Consider the following 15644-nt stretch of genomic DNA (forward strand, 5'->3'; position numbering starts at 1 on the left):
AGTGGCGATACGCGATGACCAACGACGACAAGCTGCTCTCCTACCTTAAGCGGGTCTCCGCGGATCTGCACCAGACCCGCCGGCGGCTGCGCGAGCTGGAGACCGAGGACCGGGAACCGATCGCCATCGTCGGGATGAGCTGCCGCTTCCCCGGCGGAGTGGACTCACCCGAAGCCCTGTGGCGGCTGGTGCACGAGGGGACCGACGCCATCGGCGACTTTCCCGCCGACCGCGGCTGGGACGTGGAGACGCTGTACGACCCCGACCCGGACGCCACCGGCAAGAGCTACGTGCGGCACGGTGGTTTCCTGGACGACGCCGCCGGTTTCGAACCCGACTTCTTCGGCATCTCACCGCGCGAGGCCGTGGCGATGGACCCCCAGCAGCGGCTGCTGCTGGAAGCCTCCTGGGAGGCGCTGGAGCGGACCGGGATCGCCCCGGACTCCGTGCACGGCGCCCGGGTCGGGGTCTTCGCGGGCACCAACGGACAGGACTACCGCGACCTGTTGCAGAAGATGCCCCAGGACACCGAAGCGGCTCTGGGCACCGGAGCCCTCGCGGCCGTCATCTCCGGGCGGATCTCCTACACCCTCGGCATCGAGGGCCCCTCGGTCACCATCGACACCGCCTGCTCCTCCGCCCTGGTCGCCATGCATCTGGCCGTGCAGTCACTGCGTCAGAAGGAATGCACCCTGGCACTCGCGGGCGGCGCCACCGTGATGTCCACCCCCGGCTCGTTCATCGCCTTCAGCCGTCAGCGCGGACTCGCCCCCGACGGCCGCTGCAAGTCCTTCGCCGACGCGGCGGACGGCACCGGCTGGGGCGAGGGCGTCGGCATGCTGGCCCTGGAGCGGCTGTCGGACGCGCGCCGCCACGGTCATGAGGTGCTGGCCGTGATCCGTGGCTCGGCCGTCAACCAGGACGGCGCGTCCAACGGGCTGACCGCGCCCAACGGCCCGTCGCAGCAGCGGGTGATCCGTGCCGCGCTGGCCGGTGCGCGGCTGACCACGGCCGATGTCGACGCGGTGGAGGCACACGGCACCGGCACCACGCTCGGCGATCCGATCGAGGCGCAGGCGCTGCTGGCCACGTACGGCCAGGGCCGCGACCCCGAACGGCCGCTGTGGCTGGGCTCGGTGAAGTCCAACATCGGCCACACCCAGGCCGCCGCCGGCGCCGCCGGTGTCATCAAGATGGTCATGGCGATGCGCCACGGGGTGCTGCCCCGGACCCTCCATGTGGACCAGCCGTCGACCACGGTGGACTGGACGGCGGGGGAGGTGCGGCTGCTGACCGAGGAACGGGCGTGGCCCGAGACCGGCCGTCCGCGCCGCGCCGCGGTGTCCTCCTTCGGCGCCAGCGGCACCAACGCGCACACCATCATCGAGCAGGCTCCCGCCGAGGACCCGGCGCAGCCGGACACCGATCCGGACACCGATCCGAGCACCGAGTCGGACGCCGGGCAGTCCGTCGGGCGGGGCTCCGAGCCGGGGACCGGACAGCCCGCCGAGCCCGCACCGCTCCGCACCGCGCCGTCCACCGTGCCGTGGCCGCTCTCCGGCCACACCGCCGAAGCCCTGCGCGACCAGGCGGCACGGTTGCTCGCCGCCGCCGGTTCCGAGGACATCGCGGACATCGGCCACGCACTCGCCACCACCCGAACCGCCCACACCCACCGCGCCGTTGTGCTCGGCCGGGACCGCGACCAACTGCTGCGCGGCCTCGCCGAAGTGGCCGACGGCTCCGCCGGGGCCGCCCCGCGCGGCCGGACCGTCAAGGGCCAGACCGCCTTCCTCTTCACCGGCCAGGGCTCCCAGCGCGCGGGGATGGGCCGGGAGCTGTACGAGGAGTTCCCGGTCTTCGCCCGCGCCTTCGACGCGATCTGCGCCCGCTTCGGCGACGGTCCGAAGGGCGGTGACGGTCCGAAGGACAGCGGTGGTCCGAAGGACAGCGGGGGTCCGAAGGACAGCGGGGGTCTGAAGGACATCGTCTTCGGCACCGACCCGGCACCCCTGAACCGCACCGGCCGCACCCAGACCGCCCTCTTCGCCTTCGAAGTGGCCCTGTTCCGGCTGCTGGAGTCCTGGGGACTCACCCCCGACGTCCTCGCCGGACACTCCATCGGCGAGATCGCCGCCGCCCATGTGGCCGGGGTGCTCACCCTGGAGGACGCCTGCACCCTCGTGGCCGCCCGCGGCCGGTTGATGGAGGCGCTGCCCGAAGGCGGCGCCATGGTCGCCGTACGGGCCACCGAATCCGAGGTGGCCCCGCTGCTCACCGACGGTGTCGGCATCGCGGCGGTCAACGGCCCCCGGTCGGTGGTGATCTCGGGGGAGGAGGCCGCGGTCGAGGCGCTGTCCGCCCGGTTCGAGAAGGCCAGGCGGCTCCCGGTCTCCCACGCCTTCCACTCCCCGCTCCTCGAGCCGATGCTCGAGGAGTTCCGTACCGTCGCCGCGTCACTGGCCTACGCACCGCCCGCCGTCCCGGTGGTGTCCAATGTGACCGGTGCGCTCGCCACCGCCGAACTGACCACCCCCGACTACTGGGTGCGCCACGTGCGCGAGGCCGTCCGCTTCCACGACGGCATCCGCGCCCTCGAGGCCTCCGGTGTCACCCGCTACCTCGAACTCGGCCCGGACGCCGTCCTCACCGCGATGGCGCAGGAGTGCCTCGAGGGTGGTGACACGGTGCTCGCCGCCACCACCCGCCGGGAGCGCCCCGAGACCGAGACCCTGCTGACCGCCGTCGCCCAGCTCCACAACGGCGGCCACTCGCCCGACTGGTCCGCCCTGTTCACCGGGGCCCGGCGGGTCGACCTGCCCACCACCGCCTTCCGGCGCGAACGGTTCTGGCCCGAGACCGCCGCCACCGGCGATGTCAGCTCCGCGGGCCTGGACTCCGCCGACCACCCGCTGCTCGGCGCCGCCACCCTGCTGGCCGACACCGACGGCGCGGTGCTCACCGGCAGGATCGCCGTACGCACCCACCCCTGGCTCGCCGACCACGTCGTCGGCGACCGGGTGGTGGTGCCCGGCACCGCCATGGTCGAACTGGCCATCCGGGCGGGCGACCAGGTCGGCTGCGGTCACCTGGAGGAACTCGCCCTCGAAGTTCCCCTGGTACTGCCCGCGGACGACGCGCTGCGCGTCCAGGTCACCGTCGGGGTCCCCGGCTCAGGCGGCGGCCGGAGCGTCAGTGTGTACGCCCGCCCCGAGAACGCCCCCGCCGACCAGCCGTGGACCCTGCACGCCGGCGGTCTGCTCACCGACGCGCCCGCCGCACCCGGTGAACACCTCACCGCCTGGCCCCCGCCGGAGTCCGAACCGCTGGACATCGACGGGCTCTACGAGCGGCACGCCGCCTCCGGGCTGCACTACGGCCCCGCCTTCCAGGGCCTGACCGCCGCCTACCGGCGCGACGACGCGCTGTTCGCCGAGGTCCGGCTGCCCGAGCGGCCCGCCGCCGACGCGAACCGGTTCGGTCTGCACCCCGCCGCCTTCGACGCCGCCCTGCACGCCCTCGCCCTGCTCGGCGACGGCTCGGACGACGAAACGGCCCGGCTGCCCTTCATGTTCGCCGGGGTCGCCCTGCACGCCGTCGGCGCGTCCGCGCTGCGGGTACGGCTGACCCCGACCGGCAGCCACTCCTTCGCCGTGGACCTGGCCGACGCCACCGGAGCGCCCGTGGCCACCGTGACCTCGCTCGCCTCCCGGCCGCTGACCCGGATGCGCTCCAGCCGGGACGACGCCGCCGACGCCCTGTTCCGCACCGGCTGGCAGCCCGTCCGGCTGGACGACGCCGCACCCGACACCGCGTACCGCGTCCTGGAGAGTGTCCCCGGCGCCGACCCCCGGGCCGTACGCGCCGCCACCGGCGCGGCGCTGGACGCCCTCCAGGCCGAGGACCCCGACACCCTCGTGGTGGTCACCCGCGGCGCCGTCTCGGCCGACGGCGAGGACGTGACCGACCTCGCGGGCGCCGCCGTCTGGGGCCTGGTGCGCTCCGCCCAGTCGGAGAACCCCGACCGGTTCGTCCTGCTCGACCTCGACGCGTACACCGATGCCGATATGGTGATCGCCCCGGCCCTCGCCTCCGGTGAACCGCAGCTCGCCGTCCGCGACGGCGCCGCCTACGCCGCCCGGCTGGTCCGCGCGGACATCGCCGAGGCGACGACGGACGGGACCACCGGCCACCCCGCCCCCGCCCTCGACCCCGAGGGCACCGTGCTGCTCACCGGCGCCACCGGCGGCCTCGGCCCCGTCATCGCCCGCCACCTGGTCACCGGTCACGGCGTACGCCACCTCATGCTGCTCAGCAGGAGCGGCGCCGCCGGGGAACTGACCGCCGAACTCGCCGCGCTCGGGGCCGAGGCGACCGTCCACGCGTGCGATGTGGCAGACCGCGACGCCCTCGCCGCCGTTCTCGCCACCGTCCCCGAGGAGCACCCGCTCACCGCCGTCGTCCACGCCGCCGGAACCCTCGACGACGGTGTGGTGACCTCACTGACCCCCGAACGGCTGGACGCCGTCCTGCGCCCCAAGGCCGACGGCGCCCTCCACCTCCACGAACTCACCGCCGGACACGACCTCGCGGCGTTCGTCCTCTTCTCGTCGGTCGCCGGGGTCGTCGGCGCGCCCGGCCAGGGCAACTACGCCGCCGCCAACGGGGTCCTCGACGCACTCGCCGTGCACCGCCGCGCCCAGGGCGCCCCCGCGCTCTCCCTCGCCTGGGGACCCTGGGCCCCCACCAGCGGGATGACCAGCGGTCTCGACGCCACCGACCGCGCCAGGATCTCCCGCGGCGGGATGAATGAACTCACCGCCGAGGAGGGCACCGCCCTCTTCGACCTGGCGCTGCGCACCCCCCTCCCGGCCCTCGCCCCGGTACGGCTCGACCTCTCCGCGCTGCGCGCGCAAGGAGCCGGGCTCGCCCCGGTGTTCCGCACGCTCGCCGGACGGGCCGCACGCCGCGAGGCCGCCGCCGGGGGCGCCGGGCTGCCGTTCACCGAGCGGCTGGCCGGACTCGGCGACGAGGACCGCGCCGAAGCCCTGCTGCGGCTGGTACGCGCCCAGGTCGCGGTGGTCCTCGGCCACAGCACCCCCGAGGCCATCGACCCCGAACGCGCCTTCAAGGACTTCGGCTTCGACTCGCTCGCCGCCATCGAACTGCGCAACGCCCTCTCCGCCGAGACCGGGCTGCGGCTCCCCGCCACCCTGATCTTCGACTATCCGTCGGCGGGGGCCCTCGCCGGATACCTCGGCGGTCAGCTGAGCGGCGCGAACACGGGACCGCGCAAGACCACCCGTACCACCGCGGTACGCGCCGACGAGCCGCTGGCCATCGTCGGCATGGCGTGCCGCTATCCGGGCGGCGTGCGTTCCCCCGAGGACCTGTGGCGGCTGGTCGCCGACGGCACCGACGCCATCACCACCTTCCCCGTCAACCGCGGCTGGGACATCGACCGTGTCTACGACCCCACCCGCGAACGCCCCGACACCAGCTATGTGCGGCGCGGCGGTTTTCTGCATGAGGCGGGGGAGTTCGACGCGGGGTTCTTCGGGATCAGTCCGCGTGAGGCGTTGTTGATGGATCCGCAGCAGCGGTTGTTGCTGGAGGGTGCGTGGGAGGCGCTGGAGGGTGCGGGGATCGATCCGGTGTCGCTCAAGGGCAGCCGGACGGGTGTGTTCGCCGGGGTGATGTACCACGACTACTTCGGGAGTTTCGGCAGCGGTTCGATCGTCTCCGGGCGGGTGGCGTACACCCTGGGTCTGGAGGGGCCGACGCTGTCCATCGACACCGCGTGCTCGTCGTCGTTGGTGGCGTTGCACCTGGCGGCGCAGTCGCTGCGGCAGGGCGAGTCCAGCCTGGCCCTCGTCGGCGGCGTCGCCGTCATGGCCACCCCCGAGACCTTCATCGAGTTCAGCAGGCAGGGTGCGCTCGCCCCCGACGGGGTCTGCCGCGCCTTCGCCGACTCCGCCGGGGGCACCGTCTGGGGCGAGGGCGTCGGCGTCCTCGTTGTCGAACGGCTCTCCGACGCCCGCCGCAACGGCCACCAGGTGCTGGCGGTGGTGCGCGGTACCGCGGTCAACCAGGACGGCGCGTCCAACGGGCTGACCGCGCCCAACGGCCCGTCGCAGGCACGGGTGATCCAGCAGGCGCTGGACAACGCCCGGCTCTCCCCGGCCGACGTGGACGTGGTCGAGGCCCATGGCACCGGCACCACCCTCGGTGACCCCATCGAGGCGCAGGCGCTGCTCGCCACCTACGGGCAGGACCGCGACCCCGAACGGCCGCTGTGGCTGGGCTCGGTGAAGTCCAACATCGGCCACACGCAGGCCGCCGCCGGTGTCGCGGGCGTCATCAAGATGGTGATGGCCATGCGCCACGGGGTGCTGCCGCGCACCCTCCATGTCGACGAGCCGTCGCGGCAGGTGGACTGGGACGCGGGCCAGGTGCGGCTGCTGACCGAGGAGCGGGAGTGGCCCGAGCCGGACCGCCCGCGCCGCGCGGCCGTCTCCTCCTTCGGTATCAGCGGCACCAACGCCCACGCCATCCTCGAACAGCCGCCGCGTACCGCCACTTCCGCGGCTGCCACACCCGCCCCGCCGGCCCCCGGTGTGGCGCTGCCCTGGCTGCTCACCGCGAAGACCCCCGAGGCGCTGCCCGCCCAGGCGGAGCGGCTGCTCGGCCACCTCGACGCACACCCCGCCGCGGACCCCTCCGACATCGGCTTCTCGCTGGCCACCAGCCGTGCCCACTTCGGCCACCGGGCCGCCCTCATCGGCGCCGACACCACCGAACTGCGGGCCGCCCTCACCGCCCTCGCCACCGGGGCCACCGCCCCCGGCCTCGTCGAAGGCAGCGCCCCCGGCCAGGTCCGCCCGGTGTTCGTCTTCCCCGGCCAGGGCTCGCAGTGGTCCGCAATGGCCACCGAACTCCTGGAGTCTTCACAGGCGTTCGCCGCCCACATGGCCGAATGCGCCGCCGCCTGCGCACCGTTCATCGACTGGGACTTCATGGCGGAGCTGCACGGCCCGCTGGACCGGGTGGATGTGGTCCAGCCGCTGCTGTGGGCGGTCATGGTCTCGCTCGCCCACACCTGGCAGACCTACGGAGTGCGCCCCGCCGCGGTGATCGGCCACTCCCAGGGCGAGATCGCCGCGGCCTGTGCGGCCGGGGCCCTCTCCCTGGAGGACGGCGCCCGGATCGTCACCCTGCGCAGCAAGGCCATCGCCGAGGACCTGTCCGGCGGGGGCGGCATGATGTCCGTCGCCGAATCCGCCGGCCTGCTCCGCGAACGCCTCACCCCCGGCGACGGACTCTCCGTCGCGGCCGTCAACGGGGCGGGCTCCACCGTGGTGTCCGGCGACGCCGACGCCCTCGACCGGCTCCAGGAGCGGCTGAAGCGGGACGACGTCCGGGTCAAACGGCTCCCGGTGGACTACGCCTCGCACTCCGCGCAGGTGGAAACGCTGCGCGAGCGGCTGCTCGAGGTGCTGGCCGACGTCCGGCCCCGTACGTGCGAGGTGCCCTTCTACTCGACCGTCACCGGCGAGGCCGTCGACACCTCCACCCTCGACGCCGAGTACTGGTACACCAATCTGCGCGGCACCGTCCTCTTCGAACAGGCCGTCCGGACCGCCATCGGCCACGGCCACACCCTGTTCATCGAGTCCAGCCCGCATCCGGTGCTCACCGTCGGCATCCAGGAGACCGACGACGGTGTGGCCGCCGTCGGCTCGCTGCGCCGCGACGACGGCGGCCGGACCCGCTTTGTCACCGCCCTCGGCGAGGCGTTCGCCCACGGGGCCAGCGTCGACTGGCACGCCGTCCTCGAAGGCCGCGGGCCGCGCCGTGTCGATCTGCCGCCGTACGCCTTCCAGCACGAGTGGTACTGGCTGGACAGCGCCGCGGGCGGTGGCGATGTGACCGCCGCCGGTCTCGCCCCGGCCGAGCACGGACTGCTCAGCGCGGCGATGGTGCGCGCGGACGGCGACGGTGTGGTGCTCACCGGCCGGGTGTCCGCGGGCACCCACCCCTGGCTCGCCGACCATGTGGTGGGCGGGGAGCTGCTGTTCCCCGGCACCGGCCATCTCGAACTGGCGCTGCGCGCCGGTGACCAGGTCGGCTGCGGACGGGTCACGGAGCTGACCATCGAGGCGCCGCTGGTGCTCCCGGCCCACGGCGCGGTGCAGTTGCAGGTCGTCGTGGGCGCCACCGACGACGGCGGCCGTCCGGTCACGGTGTACGCGCGCCCCGAGAACCCCGCCGGGGATCTGCCCTGGACCCGCCACGCCGAGGGCCTGCTCGCCCCCGACACCGCGTCCGCACCGGCGGCCACCGGGCTCACGGCATGGCCGCCCCCGGGCGCCGAGTCCATCCCGCTGGACGGGCTCTACGACGAGCTCGTCGAGGTCGGCCTCGGCTACGGCCCGGCGTTCCAGGGCCTGAAGGCGGCGTGGCGCGACGGCCGGGACATCTGCGCCGAAGTGGCCGTAGGCGGCCAGACCGACGGCTTCGGTCTGCACCCCGCCCTGTCGGACGCCGTCCTGCACACCGTCGGCCTCCTCGACACCGCCGCGGACACCGCGCTGCTGCCGTTCGCCTGGTCCGGGGTGCGGCTGTACGCCACCGGCGCCACCGCACTGCGGGTCCGGGTGCGGCCCACCGGCCAGGAGGGCACGGTCTCCGTCACCCTCGCCGATCCCACCGGCGCGCCCGTGGCCACGGTGGACTCCCTGACCCTCCGCCCGATCTCGAACGACGCGCTGGCCGCTGCCGCCCGGTCGTCCCGAGCGAGTTCGCTCTACCGGGTGGACTGGATCCCCGCCCCGGCATCCGGTGCGGAGCCGTCACCGGCGGAGGTCATCCACGCCCCGTCCGGCACCGGCGCCGCAGAGGTGCGGGCGAGCGTCGACACGGTGCTGGACACGCTGCGTGACCGGCTCGCCGACGAGTCCGGTGACACCCTGCTGACCGTGGTCGCCGGCGGCGACCTCGCCGGTGCGGCCGTCGGCGGTCTGGTGCGCTCCGCCCAGTCGGAGAACCCGGGCCGGATCGTGCTCGTCGAACACGACGGGGACACGGCACCGCCGCCGGACCTGCTCCACGCGGCCCTCGCCACCGGCGAGCCGCATCTCGCCCTCCGCGACGGCGCGGTGCACCTCCCCCGGCTGGTCAGGGCCGAGCCGCCCGCACCGGAGACGGAGCCGCCCGCCCTCGACGGCGACGGGACCGTACTGCTGACCGGCGCCACCGGCGCCCTTGGCCGGGTGATCGCCCGTCATCTGGTCACCGCATGGGGTGCGGGCCGGCTGCTGCTGCTCAGCCGCGGCGGCGCCGACGACGCCCTGGTGGCCGAACTGACCGCGCTGGGCGCCGAGGTGACCACCGCCGCCTGCGATGTGGCCGACCGCGCCGCCCTCGCCGCCGTCCTGGCGGAGATCCCCGCACAGCACCCGCTGACCGCCGTGGTGCACGCCGCCGGTGTGCTCGCCGACGGAGTGCTCTCCTCCCTCACCCCCGAGCGGCTGGACACCGTGTTCCACCCCAAGGTGGACGCGGCCTGGCATCTGCACGAGCTCACCGCCGGGCTCGATCTGACGGCGTTCGTCCTGTTCTCCTCGGCCGCCGCCACCCTCGGCCCGCCCGGTCAGGGCAACTACGCCGCCGCCAACGCCTTCCTCGACGCCCTGGCCCGCCACCGCCGCGCGCGCGGGCTGCCCGCACACTCCCTGGCGTGGGGTCTGTGGGCGCAGGCGAGCGGCATGACCGGCACCCTGGACGACACCGACCGCTCGCGCATCTCCCGCGGCGGTGTCGCACCGCTGGAGACCGAGGAGGGCCTGGCCCTCTTCGACGCCGCCCTGCGCGGCCCCGACCCCGCGGTCCTGCCGGTGAAGCTGGAGCCCGCCGGACTGCGCGCCCAGGGCGACGGCCTCGCCCCGCTGTTCCGCTCCCTGGTGCCCGTCCAGCGGCAGAGCGCCGCCGCACGCCCCGCGGGGGGCGCGGACGCACTGCGCGACCGGCTCGCCGCGCTGCTGGAGACCGAACGCGAACCCGTCCTGCTGGAGCTGGTGCGCTCCCATGTGGCCACCATCCTCGGCTACCGCTCGGCCGACGCGGTCGGGCAGCAACTGCCCTTCCGCGACCTCGGGTTCGACTCGCTGGCCGCTGTCGAACTGCGCAACGCGCTCACCGCCGCCACCGGTCTCCGGCTTCCCGCCACCCTGGTGTTCGACCATCCCACCCCGGCGGCGCTCGCCCGCCATCTGCTGACCGAACTCGTCGGCGGCCTCGACACCGGGCCCGCCGTTCCCGCCGTGCCGGCCGCGGTGGCCGACGACCCCATCGCCATCATCGGCATGGGCTGCCGCTTCCCCGGCGGCGCCGACTCGCCCGAGGCCCTGTGGCGGCTGGTCGCCGAGGGGACCGACGCCATCGGCGCGTTCCCCGCCGACCGCGGCTGGGACCTGGACGCGCTCTACGACCCCACGCTGGACCGCCCCGGCACCAGTTACACCCGCGAGGGTGGATTCCTGTACGACGCGGCCGACTTCGACGCCGGGTTCTTCGCCATGGACCCCGACGAGGCGCTGGTCACCGACCCCCAGCAGCGGCTGCTGCTGGAGACCTCCTGGGAGGCGCTGGAGCGCGCCGCCATCGACCCGGCCACCCTGCGCGGCAGCGCCACCGGGGTGTTCGCGGGCGTCATGTACCACGACTACTTCGGCAGCTTCGGCTCCGGCAGCGTGGTCTCCGGCCGGGTCGCCTACACCCTCGGCCTGGAGGGGCCCACCCTGTCGGTGGACACCGCCTGCTCCTCGTCGCTGGTGGCCCTGCACCTGGCCGCCCAGTCGCTGCGCCAGGGCGACTGCTCGCTCGCGCTCGCGGGCGGGGTGACCGTGATGGCCACCCCCGGCACCTTCGTCGAGTTCAGCCGCCACCGCGGACTGTCCCGCGACGGCCGCTGCCGCCCCTTCGCCGACGCCGCGAACGGCACCGGCTTCGGCGAGGGCGCCGGTGTCCTGGTGCTGGAACGGCTCTCCGACGCCCGCCGCAACGGTCACCGCGTGCTCGCCGTCCTGCGCGGCACCGCCGTCAACCAGGACGGTGCGTCCAACGGCATCAGCGCCCCCAACGGCCCCGCCCAGCAGCGTGTCATCCGCCGGGCGCTCGGCGCGGCGGGCGTCAGCGCCGCCGAGGTCGACGTGGTCGAGGCGCACGGCACCGGCACCACTCTCGGCGACCCCATCGAGGCCCAGGCCCTCATCGCCACCTACGGCGCCGAACACACCGAGGACCGTCCGCTGTGGCTCGGGTCGGTGAAGTCCAACATCGGGCACACCCAGGCCGCCGCCGGTGTCGCCGGGGTCATCAAGATGGTGCAGGCCATCCGTCACCGGGTGCTGCCGCCGACCCTGCACGTGGACGCGCCCTCCCGCCATGTGGAATGGGAGGGCGGCAACGTCCGGCTGCTGACCGAGGCACACCAGTGGCCCGACCACGGCGGTCCGCGGCGCGCCGGAATCTCCTCCTTCGGCATCAGCGGCACCAACGCCCATGTGGTGATCGAGGCCGCCCCCGCCGACGAGCCCGAGAGCGCACCGACCGCCCCGCCGCCGCAGGCCACCGTGACCTGGCTGCTGTCCGGGCACAGCCGCGAGGCGTTGCGCGCCCAGGCCGCCCGGCTGCTGGACCGGCTGACCGGCACCCCCGAGGCCGATCCGCACCGGGTGGCGGGCGCCCTCGCCACCACCCGCGCCGCCCTCACCCACCGGGCCGCCGTGGTCGGCCGCGACCTCGGTGAACTCCTCGACGGCGTACGCCAGGTGGCCGACGGCGCCACCGCGTCCGCCGTGACCACCGGCACCGCGGCCGACGGCAAGCTGGCATTCCTCTTCTCCGGACAGGGCTCGCAGCTCGTGGACATGGGCACCGGGCTCGCCGCGGCGTTCCCCGCCTTCGCCCGTGCCTTCGAGGAGGTGTGCGCCCAACTGGACCCGCTGCTGGACCGTCCGCTGCGGGAGGCCATCGGCTCCGCCGAACTGCTGGAGCGCACCGAGTACACCCAGCCCGCCCTGTTCGCCGTCGAAGTCGCCCTCCACCGGCTCCTGGAGTCCTGGGGGGTGCGGCCCGATCTGCTCGCCGGACACTCCATCGGCGAGTTCGCCGCCGCCCATGTGGCCGGGGTGTGGTCCCTGGAGGACGCCTGCACCCTGGTCGCCGCCCGCGGCCGGCTGATGCAGGCCCTGCCCGAGAGCGGAGTGATGGTGGCGGTGAAGGCCACCGAGGAGGAGATCGAACCGCTGCTGACCGCGCGGGTGAGCATCGCCGCCGTCAACGGACCGTCCTCCGTGGTGATCTCGGGCGACGCCGATGAGGTGCGCGCCATCGCCACCGGCTTCGAGCGGACCAGGGAACTCACCGTCAGCCACGCCTTCCACTCACCCCTGGTGGAACCCGCCCTGGAGGAGTTCCGGCGGATCGCCGAAGGACTCACCTACCATCCCCTGCGCATCCCGCTCGTCTCCACCCTCACCGGTGCCCAGGCGGCCCCCGAGGAACTGTGCTCGCCCGAGTACTGGGTGCGCCACGCCCGCCACGCCGTGCGCTTCGCCGACGCCGTACGCACCTTGGAGGAACTGGGCGTCCGGCGGTTCGCCGAGGCCGGGCCGGGCGGGGTGCTCACCGCGATGGCCACCGAGTCGCTGCGCGGCGACGCACCCGTGGTGCCACTGCTGCGCAAGGACCGCGACGAGCCGGAGGCCGCGCTCACCGCCCTGGCCGCCTTGCACGTCCACGGCACCGCCGTCGACTGGACCACGCTGCTCCCCGACGGCACAGGTGTCGAACTGCCCACCTACGCCTTCCAGCGCAGCCGCTACTGGATGGACAGCGACACCACCGGATACGGCGCCCCCGCGGACCATCCGCTGCTGGGCACCGCCGTGGAACTGGCCGGGGCGGACGGCACCCTGCACACCGGACACCTCTCGCTGCGTGACCACCCGTGGCTCGCGGACCACGCCATCGGCGGCGCGGTGCTGCTGCCCGGCACCGCGTACGTGGAGATGGCGCTCGCCGCGGGGGCACGCGTGGGCTGCGGCGCCGTCGAGGAACTGACCATCGGGGAACCGCTGGTGCTGCCCGACGACGGCGCCGTACGGCTCCAGTGCACCGTGGGCGAGCCCGACGCCACCGGCGCCCGCGCCTTCCGGGTGTACGCGGCGGCCGCCGACGGCGACCCGTGGACCACCCACGCCACCGGAGTGCTGCGGGGGACCCCGGCCCCGGCGCCGTCCGCCCCGGTGGCCTGGCCGCCGTCCGGTGCCGAACCGCTCGGGCTGGACGGCACCTACGAGCGGCTGGCCGGCCTCGGCGCCCTCTACGGACCGCGCTTCCAGGGGCTGCGCGCGGTATGGCGCCGCGGCGAGGAGGTGTTCGCGGAGGTCGCCGTCGAACCCGGCGCGCAGACCGCCGGACTCGGACTGCACCCCGCGCTCTTCGACTCCGCCCTGCACGCCATCGGCCTGCGCGACGGGGCGCGGGAGCGGATGACCCTCCCGTTCGTCTGGAGCGGGGTCGAGCTGTACGCCACGGGCGCCACCGCCCTGCGGGTACGGATCGCCCCGCACGGCCCCGACGCGGTCACCCTCGAGGCCACCGACACCGCGGGGACACCCGTGGTCCGCGTCGCCTCGCTGTCCCTGCGCGAGATCTCCCCGGAGCGGCTGGCCGCCGCCGCGACCGGCGGACACGACACCCTGTTCGCCCTCGACTGGACCGGTCTGCCGGGCGACATCACACCCTCCGCCGGACGCTGGGCGGTACTGAAGGGCGACGGACACCAGGAGATCGCCGACGCCCTGGCCGATGAGGTCGCCGAGGTCGTGGTGGCCGCCGGACCCGACGACGCGGTGACCGGATCCGGCGACCCGGCCGGGACCGTCGTCCTGGCGTACACCGGGGGCGACGGACCCGCGGCGGTCCGCACCGGGCTGAGCGCCCTGCTCGACCGGGTGCGCGGCTGGCTGGCCGACGAGCGGTACGCCACCGCCACACTGGCCGTGGTGACCCGGCGAGCGGTCGCCGTCGCGGACGAGGACATCACCGACCTCGGCGGCGCCGCCGCCTGGGGCCTGCTCCGCTCCGCGCAGTCCGAACACCCCGGCCGTATCGTCCTGGTGGACACCGACGGCCCCGACGCACACCGCCTGCTGCCACGTGTCCTCGCCACCGGCGAGCCCCAGGTGGCGGTGCGCTCCGGCGCCCTCAGCACCCCACGGCTGGTCCGCGTCCCGCTGGCCGGCTCCGGACGCCCCGTGGACTGGGCGGCCGGACGGGTGCTCATCACCGGCGGCACCGGTGCGCTCGGCCGCGCGGTGGCCCGCCACCTCGTCACCGCCCATCAGGTGTCCGAGCTGCTGCTGCTCAGCAGGCGCGGTCCGGACGCCCCCGAAGCGGCCGAGGTGACCGAGGAGCTGACCGGGCTCGGCGCCGACGTCACGGTCGTCGCCTGCGACGCCGCGGACCGCGAGGCGCTGGAACGTGTGCTGACCGGGCGTCCGGTCACCGCCGTCGTCCACGCGGCCGGGGTGCTGGACGACGCCACCGTCGCCACGCTCACCCCCGAGCGCCTGGAGACCGTGCTGCGCCCGAAGGTGGACGCCGCCTGGAACCTCCACGAGCTCACCGGGGACCGGCCGCTCTCCGCCTTCGTGCTGTTCTCCTCGGCCTCCGGTCTGCTGGGCGGCCCCGGACAGGCGAGCTACGCCGCGGCCAACGCCTTCCTCGACGCACTGGCCGTGCACCGCCGGTCGCTCGGTCTGCCCGCGGCCTCCCTGGCCTGGGGCGCCTGGGCGGGCGGCGGGATGGCCGAACGGCTCGGTGACACCGACAGTCGCCGGATGGAGCGGGCGGGGGTGCGCGCACTCGACGAGGACACCGGACTCGCCCTGTTCGACACCGCGGCCGGGCACGACGAGACCGTGCTGATGCCCGCCCGGCTCGACCTGGCGGCGATGGCGAGGAGCGGACGGATCCCGCCGCTGCTGCGCGGTCTGGTACGCATCCCGCACCGGGCGGCCCCGGCCGCGTCCACCGCGTCCGCGGCGCTGCGGCGTGACCTCGCCGCCCTCGCGGACGGCGAACGCGTCCCGATGCTGCTGGAGCTGGTGCGGGAACACGCCGCCGAGGTCCTGGGGATCGACGCGGTCGACCCCGAGCTCGCCTTCACCGATCTGGGCTTCGACTCCCTGACCGCCGTGGAGTTCCGCAACCGCCTCAACGAGATCACCGGACTGCGGCTGCCCGCCACGCTGATCTTCGACTATCCGAGCCCGCTGGTGCTGGCCGAACACCTCACGACCGGACTGGCACCCGCCACGCCGGCCGCTTCCGGCGGCGAGGAGGACACCGTCCGCCGCGCCCTGGTGTCCATCCCGCTGGCCAGGCTGCGGGACTCCGGACTGATGGACAGTCTGCTGGAACTGGCGGGCCTCGGCCCGGACACCACCGCCGCCGGTGGCAACGGCGACGGTACGGGCGACGGCGGTGGTGAGTCGATCGACGCCATGGACGCCGAAAGCCTGATCAGCCTGGCTCTCGACGATCTCGTCGGGGAGGACGACGCCCTGTGACAA

Annotated in this window: 1 protein-coding gene; it reads left to right on the forward strand. The window is 74.7% G+C overall.

Annotated features, from left to right (window positions below):
• Positions 1–14 precede the first annotated feature (14 nt).
• Positions 15–15641, forward strand: a complete 15627-nt coding sequence (locus HUT19_RS36885) for a type I polyketide synthase (RefSeq protein ID WP_176184986.1) — start codon at positions 15–17, stop codon at positions 15639–15641.
• Positions 15642–15644: the final 3 nt, after the last annotated feature.

The organism is Streptomyces sp. NA02950, from assembly GCF_013364155.1.
Lineage (GTDB): Bacteria > Actinomycetota > Actinomycetes > Streptomycetales > Streptomycetaceae > Streptomyces.

Bases quoted from the DNA above. Each gene is read 5' to 3' on its own strand.
- HUT19_RS36885 (WP_176184986.1), top strand. From the start codon at position 15: ATGACCAACGACGACAAGCTGCTCTCCTACCTTAAGCGGGTCTCCGCG.